This window comes from Micromonospora sp. NBC_01739 (assembly GCF_035920385.1).
Taxonomy (GTDB): Bacteria; Actinomycetota; Actinomycetes; order Mycobacteriales; family Micromonosporaceae; genus Micromonospora.
Genome location: NZ_CP109151.1, coordinates 5,684,414 through 5,699,357, shown reverse-complemented (window position 1 = coordinate 5,699,357; position 14,944 = coordinate 5,684,414). Strand labels below are relative to the sequence as shown.

Sequence of the window (14,944 nt, the reverse complement as noted above, 5' to 3'; positions counted from 1 at the left end):
GGTGCGCGTCACCGTCTTCACCGAACCGCACCGGGGCGCCAGCTACGACGACCAGCTCCGCTTCGCCCGGCTCGCCGAGGAGGGCGGGTTCGAGGGCTTCCTCCGCGCCGACCACTACCAGGCGATGGGGGACGAGCCGGCCCTGCCCGGCCCGACCGACGCCTGGCTGACCCTGGCCGCCCTGGCCCGGGAGACCAGCCGGATCCGGCTCGGCACCCTGGTCACCTCGGCCACCTTCCGGCTACCCGGGCCACTGGCCGTGATGGTGGCCCAGGTGGACCAGATGAGCGGCGGCCGGGTCGAGCTGGGCATCGGGGCCGGGTGGTACGCCCGCGAGCACACCTCGTACGGCATCCCGTTCCCCTCGGTCGGGGAACGCTTCGACCGGTTCGCCGAGCAGTTGGAAGTGATCAGCGGACTGTGGGCCACGCGATCGGGCGAGACCTTCAGCTACACCGGGAAGCACTACCAGCTCACCGAGGCCCCGGCGCTGCCGAAGCCGGTGCAGACCCCCGGCCCGCCGATCATCGTGGGCGGGCGGGGTCCCCGGCGTACCCCGGAACTGGCCGCCCGGTACGCCGACGAGTTCAACGTTCCGTTCACCAGCCTGGAGCAGACCGCGGCGGCGTACGAGCGAGTCCGGCAGGCCTGCGACCAGATCGGCCGCGCCGACCGCGGACGAGCCCCGCTGGTGTACTCGGCCGGCATCGTGGTGGCAGTCGGGCGTACCGACTCCGAGGCCGCACGGCGGGCGGCGCCGCTGCACGTCAAGAGCGCCCTGCCGCCCGAGGATCCGGTGGTCGGCTCGCCGCAGCAACTGGTCGACCGGATCGGCGAGTTCGCCGCGATCGGCACCGAGCGGGTGCACCTGCGTCTGATCGACCTGTCTGACCTCGACCACCTGGAGCTCATCGCCAGCGAGGTGCTCCCCCACCTGGAGAAGACCCGATGATCGACAACAACCCCGTGGCCCCGGCGACCGACCAGGACCTGGTCCTCGGCCCGGTGGGCCAGGAGATCGTCTACGAGAACGACCGGGTACGGGTCTGGCACATCCGGCTGGAGCCGGGCGAGCAGCAGCCGCTGCACCGCCACGACCACCCCTACCTGGTGGTGGCCGTTGAGGGTGCGAAGAATCTGATCCAGACCGTCGACGGCGTCCGGATCGACGCGGACGAGCCGACCGGTGGGGTGGTCTACCGCGACCCCGGGGCGGTGCACATGCTCACCAATGTCGGCGACACGACATACCTGGCTCGACTGATCGAACTCAAGTAGCCCTACCGCAACCAGGTAGGACGGGCGTTCACGGCGCGCCGGTGGCGATCGGTGGCAACGGAACGTAACGTGCCGGACATGGCCAATCGGACCTTGAGCCGCCTACTGCTCACGGCGTTCGGCGTCAGCCTGCTGGCCGGAGCCGGTCAGCTTGGCCTCGCCTTCGGCTTCGGCATCATCCGGCTCACCGGCGCCTTCAACGGCGCCACCGTCAACCAGTGGCCGGCCCAGCTCGTCTGGGTCGGCTGGTTCGCGGCGAACGCCGCCGTGATCGGTGCCGTGCTGACCGAGCGGGCGGCCCGGCAGGACCGCCAGCTCACCGGCACCGGCCGGCAACTGGCGGTGGCCGGCAGCGCCGCCCTGGGGGCCACCGTCGTGGCACCCTTGTGCATGCAGCCGGCCCGCAGCGCCGAGCTCATCTCGGTCGACCCGGTCTGGGCGGTCGCCATCTGCGCCGTCCTCGGCGCGGTGGTCGGGGCCGGTGCCGCGCTGGCCGTCCTGGTCCGCCCACCATTCGCCTGGAACATGGCCGCCCTGGCCGGGGCGATGTGGCTGATCGCCCTGCTGTCGGTCGTACCCTCCCTGGGTGCCAGCGGGCCGCTGACCCCGGTCCGCCTAGGCGTGCTGGAACCGTCCTGGCTGTCCGCCGACACGGCCCAACGGTTGGCGTTGCTGATTCTGCCGCTGCTGGCCCTACTGGCCGGGCTGGCCGGTGGAGCTGTCGCCCGCTGGCGCGGGCACCCCCCGCTGACCAGCGGGCCGAGCGGGGTGGCCGGGCCGGTGCTGGTGGCCTTCGCCTACCTGGCCGCCGGGCCCGGCGACTCCGCCGACCGCTACCAACTAGCCCCGTACTACGGCGCCCTGATCGCGATCGGGGTCGGCGCCCTCGGTTCGGCCGCCGCCGCTCTGCTGCCCTGGCCGCTGACCGGTCGTTCCGCCTCCGGCACCCCGGCCATCGAACCGACCGCGATCCTCCAGCCGCTACCCGCCACCCCGGCCCTGCCCGCCTCCTCGCCCCGTTCGGCCGAGCACCACCCCGTAGCGGCTGCCGACGCCCCACCGCACTGGCAGTGGCCGGAACCCCAGCCCTCCCTGGACCCATCGACGGCCACCGAGGTCACGACCGAAGCCAGCCCCGAAGCACGGCGACTGCCGCCGACCTCGGCTGCCGACCGCCACCCCGCCCCGACCCCGGCCACCGACCACCTGTCCGCGACAGAATCCGAACCGGCCACGGTGACCTGGGAACCTGCGCCGACTGCGGCTGCGGCGACCACAGAACCCGGACCGGCGCAAGCCCCGGCGACGGCGGAACCCAGGCCCACGAAGGCCACGGCGCCCAGGCCAACAAAGGCTGCGGCGACTAAGGGACCTGGGCCAACGGCGGCCACCGAACCTGGGCCGACAGCGGCTGCGGCGAGCACAGGACCTGGGCCAACGGCGGCCACCACGTCGGCCGTCGAGACTCAGCGGGCACCGACCCCGGCGGCGGAGACAGTCGATCCTGCGGAGGACTCCGCTCCGGTGGGCGACGGCAGTGACATTCCGCTGGCCAAGCGGTCCGCCCGCTCGCCGCTGGCACCCGCCCCGGCTGCGTCAGCAGCGCCAGATCCAGTCGAGGCTTCGGCGGGCAAGGCGCCGACCCCCCGGCGGACCCGCAAACCCCGGGCCGGTACGACGGCCGCCCCGGTGCAGCCACAGCCAGAGCAGTCTGCGGACCAACAGCCCGAGCAGGCGAAACCGGTCGTCCTGCCGGAGGCCACCAAAACCAGTGACGACAACAGTCCAGCCGACCCCAGCGCGCCTACCGCCACCTCCTCGGAGGCGACCGGCCCCGTCGAACCTGACCTGAACGCCCCGGCCACTCCGGACGACAGCGCCCGGCCGACGCAGTCCCCGTCCACCCTCACCGACTCGGCCCCCACCGATTTGCGGCCCGAACCGGCACCACGCCCCCGACACCGCCTGTCGTTGCCCGAACTGAACTCGGCAACGCCGTGGAACGCCTTCGCGCCCGCCCGACCGGCCGATCCGCCACCGGCCGAGGACCAGCAGACCACCACACCGGAGGTCTCGGCGGCCTTCGCCGCCGCCCCGGCCCGCGCCACCGACCCGGCGGCCACCGCCCGTGACCTGTCCGCCGCCTTCACCAAGCCACCTGCGGTCACCCCGGAGGACGTCCAGCCCGGTGAGGACCGCGACAAGGGGCTGCGTGGCCTGTTCCGGCGGGGCAGATCCCGCCCGGGCGGCACGGTCGACGGCGAGGAGCCGCTGCCCGCCCAGGACGAGGAGTACGTGGACTGGGTGACCGGGCTCGGTCGACCCGTGGCCGAGGACGAGCCCGCTCCGAAGAAGTCCCGCCGCTCGCTGCGCTCGACCGGCCGGCACCACCGGGACTGAATCGACCCCGGCCGACCAGCCGGCAGAGCGGACCGGTCAGGCCAGCGGCAGGTAGACCCGCCCGCCGGCGGCCAGGAACTCGTCGGACTTGTCCTTCATGCCCCGGGCGGCGTACTCCTTGAGGTCCTGGGTGATCTTCATGGAGCAGAACTTCGGCCCGCACATCGAGCAGAAGTGGGCCGTCTTCGCCGGTTCGGCCGGCAGCGTCGCATCGTGGTACGACCGTGCGGTCTCCGGGTCCAGGGACAGGTTGAACTGGTCTTCCCAGCGGAACTCGAACCGCGCCTTGGACAGGGCGTCGTCCCAGGCCTGAGCGCCCGGGTGCCCCTTGGCCAGGTCGGCCGCGTGGGCCGCGATCTTGTACGCGATCACGCCCGCCTTGACGTCGTCCCGGTCCGGCAGGCCCAGGTGCTCCTTCGGGGTCACGTAGCAGAGCATCGCGGTGCCGAACATGCCGATCATCGCCGCCCCGATGGCCGAGGTGATGTGGTCGTACGCGGGTGCGATGTCCGTGGTCAGCGGGCCCAGGGTGTAGAAGGGTGCCTCGTGGCACCACTCCTGCTGGAGGTCCACGTTCTCCTTGATCTTGTGCATCGGCACGTGACCCGGACCCTCGATCATCACCTGTACGTCGTACCCCCAGGCGATCTTCGTCAGCTCGCCCAGGATACGCAGCTCGGCGAACTGGGCCTCGTCGTTGGCGTCCGCGATCGAACCCGGCCGCAGCCCGTCGCCGAGGGAGAAGGTCACGTCGTAGCGGGCCAGGATCTCGCACAGTTCCCGGAAGTTGGTGTAGAGGAAGTTCTCCTCGTGGTGCGCCAGGCACCAGGCCGCCATGATCGACCCGCCCCGGGACACGATGCCGGTCACCCGGTCCACCGCCAACGGCACGTACGGCAGCAGCACCCCGGCGTGCACGGTCATGTAGTCCACGCCCTGCTCGGCCTGTTCGATCACGGTCTCCCGGAAGACCTCCCAGCTCAACTTGACCGGGTCACCGCCGACCTTTTCCAGCGCCTGGTAGATCGGCACCGTGCCGATCGGCACCGGCGAGTTGCGCACGATCGCCTCCCGGGTCTCGTGGATCCGCTTGCCGGTGGACAGGTCCATCACGGTGTCCGCGCCCCACCGGGTAGCCCAGGTCAGCTTCTCCACCTCCTCGGCCACGGAGGAGCTGACCGCCGAGGTGCCGATGTTGGCGTTCACCTTGACCAGGAAGGCCTTGCCGATGATGGCCGGCTCGCACTCCGGGTGGTTGACGTTCAGCGGCAGCACCGCCCGCCCGGACGCGATCTCCTCCCGGACGAACTCCGGTGACATGCCCTCCCGGATCGCCACGAACTCCATCTCCGGGGTGACCACCCCGGCCCGGGCGTACCCTAGCTGGGTCGGCCGTTTGCCGTCCGCCCCCGCCAGGGGGGTGCCCGGACCGCGTACCGGGGCCACATCCCCCCGCTCGGCGATCCACGGCCCACGCAGCGGGGACAGCCCCACCTGCGGGTCGGAGCCCGGACCGGAGGTGTCGTAGAGCCGTACGGGTGGGTTGTCCCCGGTCAGCTCCACCTCCGCGAACGGCACCCGGATCTCCGGCCGCGAGCCCTCGACGTACACCTTGCGCCGTACCTGCATGACAGCCTCCCTGTACTCAGGCGGACCAGCCAAAGTGGTCCAACGGACCGCGTCCCGCACCCAACTCCCAGTTCCGCGCGCCGGCCAGCGCCCGGCTCACGTACTTCTTGGCCTTCGCCACCGCCACCGCCACCGGATCGCCCATGGCCAACCGCACCGCGGTCGCCGCCGAGAACGAACACCCGGTCCCGTGGCTGTGCCGGGTCGGCACCCGGGGGGCCCGCAGCACGGTCGTGCCCTCCGGGCCGTGCAGCACATCCAGGGCCTCGCCGCCGGTGTCCACATCACCGCCGGTCACGATCACCCACTCCGGGCCCCCGGCGGCCAGGGCCCGGGCGGCCGTCGTCATCTCCGCCAGATCCGTCACGGCAGCCCCGGTGAGAGCCGCGGCCTCCGCGCTGTTCGGGGTCGCCACCCGGGCGTACGGCAACAGCCGCTCGACCGCCGCCACCACCCCGAGGCGGTGTCCGCTGGTGGCCACCAGCACCGGATCGACGACGAGCTGCGGCAGTCGCCCGGCCGCCGCCGCGTCGGCGATCGCACCCGCCACCGCCGGCGTACCCAGCATCCCGGTCTTGACCGCCCGCACCGCGAAGTCGGACAGCACGCTGTCCAACTGTTCGGTGACCGTCTGCGGGGGCAGCGGCAGGACGGCGTCCACACCTCGGGTGTTCTGCGCGGTGACCGCGGTGAGCACACTCGTGCCGTAGGCGCCGAGGGCGGCGAAGACCTTCAGGTCGGCCTGGATGCCGGCGCCGCCGCCGGAGTCCGAGCCGGCCACGGTGAGCACGGTGGTAGGGGTCATCTGTCTTCCTCAACATTGCTGGTCGAAGCTGCCTGGAAGGCGCTGGTCAGTTCGGCAGCGGTCTGCTGCGGGTCAGGGGAACGCATGATCGCGCCGAGGACGGCGACGCCGACGGCGCCGGCCTGCCTACAGGCGCGTACCTGGGCCGGTGTCTCGATGCCGCCGAGCGCCAGCACCGGCACCGGGCTCAGCCGGATCAACCCGGCCAGTCCCGCCGGCCCCAACGCCGGCCCGTAGCCGGGTTTGGTCCTGGTCGGATAGACCGGCGAGAGGGTGACGTAGTCCTCGGTGCGCAGCCGACGCAGTTCCGCCTCGTCGTGACAGGACCGACCGACCAGGTCGGCCCCCATAGGCGGACCGGGGTCACTCGCCGACAGGTGCACCGCCACCACAGGCTCCGCCCCCACGACCCCGCCGGCGGCGGGCTCGGTGGGCAGCAGGGGGTCGGGGCCGGCGACGATGAGGGTGCCGCCGGCCTCGGCCACGATCGGCCGCAGGTCGGCGGCGAGGGCGAACCGTTCGGCGCGGGGCAGGTCCTTCTCGCGCAGCAGCACCCAACGCACGCCCCCGGCCACGGCCGCCGCCACCACCTCCGCCAACGGCCGCCGGGTAACCCGCCGGTCCGTCAGCACCACCACGCCGGAGACGGTCCGGGGCCCGGACAAGCCGTCGGCGCCCGGGTGCGGGGTCATAGCTCGGGGCGGCCTTCGTCGGGGGTGCTGGCCAGGGCGTGGAAGCGGCGGGGGATGCGGCCGGCACCGGCGGCCAGGCGACCGGCGGTGATCGCGTGGCGCATCGCGGTGGCCATCGCCACCGGGTCCGCGGCCCGGGTCACCGCGCTGGCCAGCAACACCGCGTCGCAGCCCAGCTCCATGGCCAACGCCGCGTCCGAGGCGGTACCGATCCCGGCGTCCAGGATCACCGGCACCTCGATGCTCTGCCGGATCAGCCGGATGTGGTGGGGGTTGGACACCCCCAGCCCGGACCCGATCGGCGAGCCCGCCGGCATCACCGCCGCGCAACCGACGTCGGCCAGCCGACGAGCCAGGATCGGATCATCCGAGGTGTACGGCAGCACGGTGAATCCGTCGGCGACGAGTTCCTCGGCGGCGCGCAGCAGTTCCACCCCGTCGGGCAGCAGGGTCCGCTCGTCGCCGATCACCTCCAGTTTGACCCAGTCGGTGTCGAAGGCGTCCCGGGCCAGGTGCGCCACCTTCACGGCTTCCCGGGCGGTGTAGCAGCCGGCCGTGTTCGGCAGCAGTCGCACCCCGCACCGCTCCAGCAGGTCCAGCAGACCTCCGGAGCCGCCGGGGACGGTGTCCACCCGGCGCAGGGCCAGGGTGACCAGCTCGGTGCCGGAGGCCCGGATCGCCTGTTCGAGCACGTGCAGGTTGGCCGCTCCGCCGGTACCCAGGATCAGCCGGGACCCGAACCGGGTACCGCCGATCTCGAAGCCGTCCATCCTGGTCACCCGCCCTGGGCGGCGCTGAGCACCTCTACCCGGTCGCCGCCGTGCAGCACGGTCGCCGGCCATCCGGTACGCGGCACCACCTCGCCGTTGACCGCCACGGCCACCCCCCGGTGCTGCGGCGTGACCTGTCGTACCAGTTCAGCGACCGTGGCGCCGTCGGGCACCACCTGCCCGACTCCGTTGACCGTCAACTCCATCTGTCGTCCTCCTTGCTGTCCGGACGGAACCGGTCGGCCCGGAAGGGACTGAGCATCGACTCGTCCGCTTCCGCCCCGGTGATCAGGCCGGTGATCAGGTCCGCGGTGACCGGGGTCAGCACGATTCCGTGCCGGTGGTGACCGGTGGCCGCCAGCACCTGCGGGCGGTCGGGCAGCGGCCCCAGGATCGGGGCGTTGTCCGGGGTGCCGGGGCGCAGCCCGGCGATCGTCTCCACCAGGTCGTACTCGGCCAGTTCGGGCAGCAGGTCGATTGCGGCCCGCAGCAGCCGCAGCACCGCACCGGCGGAGACCGCCAGGTCGGAGCGTTCCTCGACGGTGGCACCGACCACGACCTCACCGCACTCGCGCGGGACCAGGTAGACGTGCTCGCCGTCGGCGTACCCCCGGATGACGTGCCGGAAGCCCGGCGGGCCGCCGTCTGGGGTACGCAGCCGCAGCACCTGGCCCTTCACCGGGCGGACCGGCAGCCCGGTCAGGGCGGCGGTGCCGCAGCCGGCGGCGACCACGGTCACCTCGGCGGACACCTCGGACAGTCGCCCCACCGGCTCGGTGACCAGCACCGCGCCGGCCCGCTCGGCGGCCAGCCGCAGCGCCGGTACCAGCCGACGCGGATCGACCTGGTGATCGGTGGCGGCGAGGGCACCCCCGCGAACCCGGGGGGCCAGCGCCGGTTCATGCTCGCGCAACTGGGAGGGCCGCAGCGGGGTCACCGGCAGACCCAGACCCTGCTGGTACGCCCACAGCCGCCGCGCCTCGGCCAGGTCGTCGGCGGTCAGCCCGACCATCAGGGTGCCCTCGGTCCGGTACCCGATGTCCAGGCCGCTGGCCTCGGTCAGCTCGGCGGCGAAGGCCGGCCAGCGTCGAGCGGACTCGGTGAGCAGCCCGGTCAGTTCGTGTTCACCGAAGTACGCCTCCGCCACCGGCGCCAGCATCCCGGCGGCCACCTGGGAGGCTCCCGACCCCGGAGCCGGATCGTGCACCACTACCCGCAGTCCCCGGGCCGCGCACCGCCAGGCGATCGCCAACCCGATCGGCCCCGCCCCCACCACCGCCACCTGCGGTGCAAGGAAGGGCCCCCGCTTAACGTCTCCGGTATAGGAAGGGCCCCTGCTTAACACGTCAGCGCCCTGACCAGGTCGGCTGCGGCGTGGGCGGGATCGGCGGCTGCGGAGAGCGCGCCGACCACCGCCACCCCGTACACGCCGGCGGCCCGTAACCCGGGTACGTCCGCCGCCGTCACTCCCCCGATGGCGATCACCGGCACGGCGACCGCCTCGACCACCGCCCGGACGCCGGCCACCCCGATCGCCGGGGGCAGGCCGTCCTTCGTGGTCGTGGCGTGGCAGGGGCCCACGCCCAGATAGCTGGCTCCGGCGGCGACCGCCTCGGCGGCGGAAACCGGCTCCCGGGCGGTGGCGCCCAGCACCGCCTGCGGGCCGAGCACCTGCCGGGCCGCCGCCACCGGCAGGTCCTCCGCGCCGACATGACCGCCGGCGGCCCCCGCCGCCAACGCCACATGCAGGCGGTCGTTGACCAGGCAGGTGACGCCGTACGGCCGGCAGCGGGCGAGCACCCGGCAGGTCAGCTCGTACGCCTCCCGGTCGGTGACGGCGTCCTCGGCCCGGACCTGGACCACCAGCTCGGGGTGGGCCACCGGCAGGACGGCCGCGAGCACGGCCAGCGCATCCCGCCCCGGTCGGGTGTCGGTGATCAGATGCAGTCGTCCGAGGGACGGCACGGCAACACTCCTCCCTGCGCCGGCATTACCCGGATCAGGTTCGACGGTCGGGGGCTGGCAGCCCCCCTCTCAGCCCGGTACACCGGGCTCCCGTGGGTTCGTTGGGTGTCACCGTACGTCGTTTCGGCTACGCCGCCAACCCCCGGACCTGCCCCGGCCGACCCCGCGAGCTGGCCGGACTCAACCGTCTTGCCCTCGACCGGCGACCACAAGGGACCCGGATATGCAGTGACTCATGCCAATTGAAGGACGCCTCGTTACCAAGCTGTTACATCAATGAGTCTTGCCCGAAACCGATCGACCAAAGGAAATTTGTTTGATCGGCTCAGTTCCTCGGCAGCCAGACCCTCACCGTCAGGTACGAGCACTCGGACCGACCCGGAGTAGCCACCGACGTCCGCTCCGACCCGTCCTACACGGAAAGAGGAGATCTTCGTGCCCCGACTCAGCCGCGGGCGAGCAACGCTCGACCCGTTAGCCGTGGCGCTACTCGCCCTGGCACTCGTTCTGACCGCCGCGCCGTTCCCGATCGCCCGCCCCACAGCCGCCCAGGCCGCCGGCCGTACCACCACCCAGGCCGCCGCCCCCACCACCGCTCAGGCCGCGGCGGCGGAGCCGTTCTCCGTCCTGGTGTTCTCCAAGACCGCCGGGTTCCGCCACGACTCGATTCCCGCCGGCATCCGGGCCATCCAACAGCTCGGCACCGCGAACAACTTCACCGTCGTCACCACTGAGGACGGTGCCGCCTTCACCGACACCAACCTGGCCAGGTTCAAGGCGGTCATCTGGTTGTCGACCACCGGTGACGTGCTCAACGCCACTCAGCAGTCGGCCTTCGAGCGCTACATCCGGGCCGGTGGCGGATACGTCGGGGTGCACGCCGCCTCCGACACGGAGTACGACTGGGCCTGGTACGGCCAACTGGTCGGCGCCTACTTCAACAGCCACCCGGCCAACCAGACCGCCACCGTGAAGGTCGAGGACACCACCCACGAGTCGACCCGGCACCTGCCGGACCGGTGGTCCCGCTTCGACGAGTGGTACAACTTCCGCACCAACCCCCGCGCCCGTCAGGTGCAGGTGCTGGCCTCGCTGGACGAGCGCAGCTACAGCCCGGGCAGCGGAGCGATGGGGCACGACCACCCGATCGCCTGGTGCCAGAACTACGACGGTGGCCGGTCCTGGTACACCGGTGGCGGGCACACCCAGGAGTCCTTCGCCAACGCCGAGTTCCTCCAGCACCTGCTCGGCGGAATCCAGACCGCGGCCGGGGTGGTGCACGCCGACTGCGGCGCCGGTCGGGCCGCCAACTTCGAGAAGGTGACGCTGGACAGCAACACCAGCAACCCGATGGAGCTGGACATCGCCGAGGACGGGCGGGTCTTCTACATCGAGCGCGACGGCCGGGTCCAGATCATCAAGCCGGACACCGGGCAGACCGTCACCGCCCTGCGGCTGAGTGTCTTCGCCGGCAACGAGGACGGCCTGCTGGGCATCCGCCTCGACCCCAACTTCAGCAGCAACGGGTGGATCTGGCTCTACTACGCCCCGAGCGCGGGCGGGTCCCGCAACTACCTGTCCCGGTTCACCGTCACCGGTGACACGATCAGCGCGTCCAGCGAACGGGTCGTCCTGGAGGTGCCCACCCAGCGCAACACCTGCTGCCACATGGGCGGGACGATGACCTTCGACTCGGCCGGCAACTTGTACCTGGCCACCGGGGACAACACCAACCCCTTCGAGTCCAGCGGATACAGCCCCTTGGACGAGCGCTCCGGGCGCGCGGACTACGACGCCCAGCGTACCGCCGGCAACACCAACGACCTGCGCGGCAAGGTGCTGCGGATCCGGCCCCAGGCCGACGGGACGTACACCATCCCGAGCGGGAACCTGTTCGCCCCGGGCACCGCCCGGACCCGTCCGGAGATCTACGCGATGGGTCTGCGCAACCCCTTCCGGATCGGCATCGACCCGGTGACCAATGTGCTCTACGTCGCCGACTACGGCCCGGACGCCACCACCACCAACGCGAACCGGGGCCCGGAGGGCCTGGTGGAGTGGAACATCGTCGACCGGCCCGGCAACTTCGGCTGGCCGTACTGCCACGGCAACAACCAGGCGTACAACGACTACCAGTTCCCGTCCGGGCCGAGCGGGGCCAAGTTCAACTGCTCCGCGCCGGTGAACAACTCCCCCAACAACACCGGTCTGACCGACCTGCCGGCGGCCATCCCGGCCACGGTGGACTACGGCTACGGCGGCGACAGCCGCTTCCCGGAGATCGGCGGCGGCGGAGCGCCGATGGCCGGCCCGGTCTACCGGTTCGACCCGACCACCTCGTCCCGCCGCCAGTGGCCGGCGTACTTCGACGGCAAGTCGATCTTCGGCGAGTGGAACCAGTCGCGGATGTACACCATGCAGGTCAGCCGGGACGGCAAGACCCTCGTGGACATCAACCGGATCCTCGACCAGATGACCTTCGTCCGGCCGATGGACATGGAGTTCGGCCCGGACGGCGCGCTCTACCTGATCGAGTGGGGCAGCGGCTTCGGCGGCAACAACGACAACTCCGGGGTCTACCGGATCGACTACACCGCCGGGGCCCGGGCTCCGATCGCGGTGGCCGCGGCGACCCCCACCTCGGGGGCTCCCCCGCTGGCGGTCACCTTCTCCAGCGCCGGATCCCGCGACCCGGACGGTGGCACCCTCACCTACGCCTGGACCTTCGGTGACGGTGGCACCTCCACCCAGGCCAACCCGACCCACACGTACACCCGGTCCGGCAGCTACACCGCGCAGTTGCGGGTGACCAACCCGGCGGGCCGCAGCGCGGTGGCGAACGTGCCGATCACGGTCGGCAACACCGCCCCGACCGTCACCATCGAGTTCCCCCCGGACGGCGGCTTCTTCGCCTGGGGTGACCAGGTCGCGTACACCATCCGGGTGACCGACCCAGAGGACGGCACGATCGACTGCGACGAGGTCGAACTCCAGGTGCTGCTGGGTCACGACGAGCACGCCCATCCCCTGGAGCGGCACACCGGCTGCACCGGCACGGTGCAGACCCAGCTGGCCGACGGTCACGGGGCGGACGCGAACGTCTTCACCGTGCTGGAGGCGACCTACACCGACCGGGGTGGTTCCGACGGAGCCGAGCCGCAGACCGGCCGGGCCCTGAAGATCCTCCAGCCCAAGCGCAAGGAGGCCGAGTACTTCTCGGCCACCGGCCGGGTGGCCGGTGCCACCGGGGGCGGCACCGCCGGGGTGGAGAAGGAGACCACCGGTGACACCGCCGGCGGCGGGCAGAACATCGGCTTCATCGAGGACGGCGACTGGTGGTCGGTCAGCCCGGCCAGCCTGACCGGGGTCACCTCGATCCAGTTCCGGGTAGCCTCGGCTACCTCCGGTGGCCGGATCGAGGTCCGGGCCGGGGCCGCCGACGGTCCCCTGATCACCACTGCCACGGTGGCCGGCACCGAGGGCTGGCAGACCTACACCGACGTCACCGCGCAGATACCCAACGGCGCCTCCTCGGAGGGCGGGCTGTACTTCGTCGCCCGGGACCCCAACCGGGGCACCGGAACCCTGTTCAACGTCAACTGGATGAACTTCGTCGGCCCTGGGGTCAGCGGCAACGCCCCACCGACGGTCACCGCCACGGCCACCCCGACCAGCGGGACCGCGCCACTGGCCGTGACCTTCACCGGTACGGCGTCCGACCCGGACGGGGACACCCCGCTGACGTACGCCTGGGACTTCGGCGACGGTGGCACGGCGACCACCCTCAACGCCACCCACACCTACACCACGGCGGGCAACTACACCGCCACCCTGACGGTCACCGACAGTCGGGGTGCCCGGGGCCAGGCCACCGTGCAGATCCGGGTCGACGGGCCCGGGGGCAATGAGCCCTGCCAGGTGGAGCAGGGGCCCCAACGGTCGGACGAGTTCACCGGCACCGCGCTGGATCGCCAGCGGTGGACCAGTGTGGTGCGGGACAGCCAGGGGTACTCGCTGACCGGGGGTGCCCTGCGCCTGCCCACCGCGGCGGGTGACCTGTACGGCACCCGCAACGACGCGACCAACCTGGTGCTCCAGCCCGCGCCCAGCGGGGCCTGGCAGGCGACCACCCGGGTCACCGTCGCGGCCCGGGCCGACTACCAGCAGGCCGGCCTGATCCTGTACGGCAACGACGACAACTACGCCAAGCTGGATCTGGTCTACGGCGGCAACCGCAAGGTGGAGTTCATCCGGGAGAGTGCCGGCACCCCGCGCAACGAAAGCGCGGACGCCACGGCCGCTCCCACCGGTGACACCATCCACCTGCGACTGACCAGTGACGGGACGAACCTGACCGCGGCCTACTCGACCGACGGGCAGACCTTCACCCCGGTGGGTCGGTCCGCTGCCCTGGCCGGGATCACCAACCCCCGGATCGGTCTGTTCGCCCTCAACGGCGGCACCACCGCCCCGGTCCTGAACGCGGACTTCGACTGGTTCCGGATCACCCCGGAGGCCACGACGGGTACGAGCGCCACACCCTCGGACGAGTTCACCGGCAGCAGCCTGGAGAAGTGCCGGTGGAACGCCATCGTGCGGGAGGAGGCGACCCGGTACCGGGTGACCGACGGTGCGCTGCGCATCGATGTACCCAACGGTGACATCTACGGCACCAGCAACACCGGGCCGACGAACTTCATCCTGCAGAACAGTCCGGCCGGGAACTGGACGATCCAGACCCGGGTCGACGGCAGCCTGTTCAACGAGCAGTACCAGCAGGCGGGTCTGCTGGTGTACGCCGACGACGACAACTACCTGAAGTTCGACTACGTCACGGACAACGCGGCCGGTCAAACGATCTCGCGACGGATCGAGTTCCGTAGTGAGGTCGGCGGGGTGGTGCAGAGCACCCAACCCCAGGCCACCGGGCTGACCCAGGGGATCTGGCACCTGCGCCTGTCCCGCAGCGGCAGCACCTACACCGCCGCCTACTCGGCGGACGGAACGAGTTGGACCAGCCTGGGCTCCCTGACCAGCACCGCGGTCGGGACCACCCCGAAGGTGGGGCTGTTCACCCTGGGGGCCAACCAGACCGCCTCGAAGACGGCCGCCTTCGACTACTTCCGGTTGACCCCGGGCTAGTCGACCGATCGGAGCCGGCCCGCACCTGGAGGGGTGCGGGCCGGTTCCCGTCCCGAGGTGCCGGGCCGACCTCCAAAGGCCCGAGACCGGACGTACGACTTAGCGGGTGATACCGGGAAATGTCACCCTCCGTTACCGAACCGTTATTCATCGAAACCTTGCCAAGTACTCATAGAGCGGAAGTAATTTGTTCAACGGCTCAACATAATGCTGGAACGGACGCCCCGGCAGGCGACCGATCCGGCTCCACCTGGGACGGTCTT

General features: G+C 71.6%; 11 protein-coding genes and 1 riboswitch. Of the genes, 4 read left to right on the top strand and 7 right to left on the bottom strand.

The features are described 5' to 3' along the window. Window position 1: 1 nt before the first annotated feature. The 3 genes from OIE53_RS25905 (at window position 2) to OIE53_RS25895 (ending at window position 3,678) form a co-directional block, all read left to right on the top strand. Complete coding sequence (locus OIE53_RS25905) at window positions 2–952, top strand: LLM class F420-dependent oxidoreductase (protein WP_327024056.1); 951 nt, start codon at window positions 2–4, stop codon at window positions 950–952. Continuing rightward, window positions 949–1,278: a cupin gene (locus tag OIE53_RS25900; RefSeq protein ID WP_327024055.1), complete on the top strand. Its 330-nt coding sequence runs from the start codon at window positions 949–951 to the stop codon at window positions 1,276–1,278. Before OIE53_RS25905 ends, OIE53_RS25900 begins: the two co-directional genes overlap by 4 nt. Window positions 1,279–1,356: 78 nt before the next feature. Further along, the gene (locus OIE53_RS25895) at window positions 1,357–3,678 is read left to right on the top strand and encodes a hypothetical protein (protein ID WP_327024054.1); all 2,322 of its coding nucleotides are present in this window, start codon (window positions 1,357–1,359) and stop codon (window positions 3,676–3,678) included. 36 nt (window positions 3,679–3,714) lie between these two features. On the opposite strand, the gene thiC is transcribed toward OIE53_RS25895, so the two are convergent. The 7 genes from thiC to thiE form a co-directional block, all read right to left on the bottom strand. Continuing rightward, a complete protein-coding gene (gene thiC, locus OIE53_RS25890; protein WP_327024053.1) occupies window positions 3,715–5,307 on the bottom strand; it encodes a phosphomethylpyrimidine synthase ThiC in 1,593 nt (530 codons plus the stop codon). A 16-nt stretch (window positions 5,308–5,323) separates the two neighbouring features. Further along, window positions 5,324–6,112: a bifunctional hydroxymethylpyrimidine kinase/phosphomethylpyrimidine kinase gene (gene thiD / locus OIE53_RS25885; protein ID WP_327024052.1), complete on the bottom strand. Its 789-nt coding sequence runs from the start codon at window positions 6,110–6,112 to the stop codon at window positions 5,324–5,326. Continuing rightward, window positions 6,109–6,777 (bottom strand): thiamine phosphate synthase, encoded by a 669-nt coding sequence (locus OIE53_RS25880; RefSeq protein WP_327027420.1) that lies wholly within the window; start codon window positions 6,775–6,777, stop codon window positions 6,109–6,111. The genes thiD and OIE53_RS25880 overlap by 4 nt, the downstream gene beginning before the upstream one ends. 23 nt (window positions 6,778–6,800) lie before the next feature. Then, complete coding sequence (locus OIE53_RS25875; protein ID WP_327024051.1) at window positions 6,801–7,574, bottom strand: thiazole synthase; 774 nt, start codon at window positions 7,572–7,574, stop codon at window positions 6,801–6,803. Window positions 7,575–7,579: 5 nt separating this feature from the next. Further along, on the bottom strand, window positions 7,580–7,780 hold the full coding sequence (thiS, locus tag OIE53_RS25870; protein WP_327024050.1) for a sulfur carrier protein ThiS: 201 nt from the start codon (window positions 7,778–7,780) through the stop codon (window positions 7,580–7,582). Further along, on the bottom strand, window positions 7,771–8,919 hold the full coding sequence (thiO, locus tag OIE53_RS25865; RefSeq protein WP_442791356.1) for a glycine oxidase ThiO: 1,149 nt from the start codon (window positions 8,917–8,919) through the stop codon (window positions 7,771–7,773). The genes thiS and thiO overlap by 10 nt, the downstream gene beginning before the upstream one ends. Then, the gene (thiE, locus tag OIE53_RS25860; RefSeq protein WP_327024048.1) at window positions 8,913–9,539 is read right to left on the bottom strand and encodes a thiamine phosphate synthase; all 627 of its coding nucleotides are present in this window, start codon (window positions 9,537–9,539) and stop codon (window positions 8,913–8,915) included. Before thiE ends, thiO begins: the two co-directional genes overlap by 7 nt. Next, window positions 9,534–9,643, bottom strand: a riboswitch (TPP riboswitch). Its footprint overlaps the gene before it by 6 nt. A gap of 331 nt (window positions 9,644–9,974) precedes the next feature. On the opposite strand from thiE, the gene OIE53_RS25855 reads away from it, so the two are divergent. After that, a complete protein-coding gene (locus OIE53_RS25855) occupies window positions 9,975–14,681 on the top strand; it encodes a ThuA domain-containing protein (RefSeq protein ID WP_327024047.1) in 4,707 nt (1,568 codons plus the stop codon). Window positions 14,682–14,944 lie beyond the last annotated feature (263 nt).

Coding starts and splice junctions, on each gene's coding strand:
- OIE53_RS25900 (WP_327024055.1), top strand. CDS start 949: ATGATCGACAACAACCCCGTGGCCCCGGCGACCGACCAGGACCTGGTC.
- OIE53_RS25895 (WP_327024054.1), top strand. CDS start 1,357: ATGGCCAATCGGACCTTGAGCCGCCTACTGCTCACGGCGTTCGGCGTC.
- thiC (WP_327024053.1), bottom strand. CDS start 5,307: ATGCAGGTACGGCGCAAGGTGTACGTCGAGGGCTCGCGGCCGGAGATC.
- thiD (WP_327024052.1), bottom strand. CDS start 6,112: ATGACCCCTACCACCGTGCTCACCGTGGCCGGCTCGGACTCCGGCGGC.
- OIE53_RS25875 (WP_327024051.1), bottom strand. CDS start 7,574: ATGGACGGCTTCGAGATCGGCGGTACCCGGTTCGGGTCCCGGCTGATC.
- thiS (WP_327024050.1), bottom strand. CDS start 7,780: ATGGAGTTGACGGTCAACGGAGTCGGGCAGGTGGTGCCCGACGGCGCC.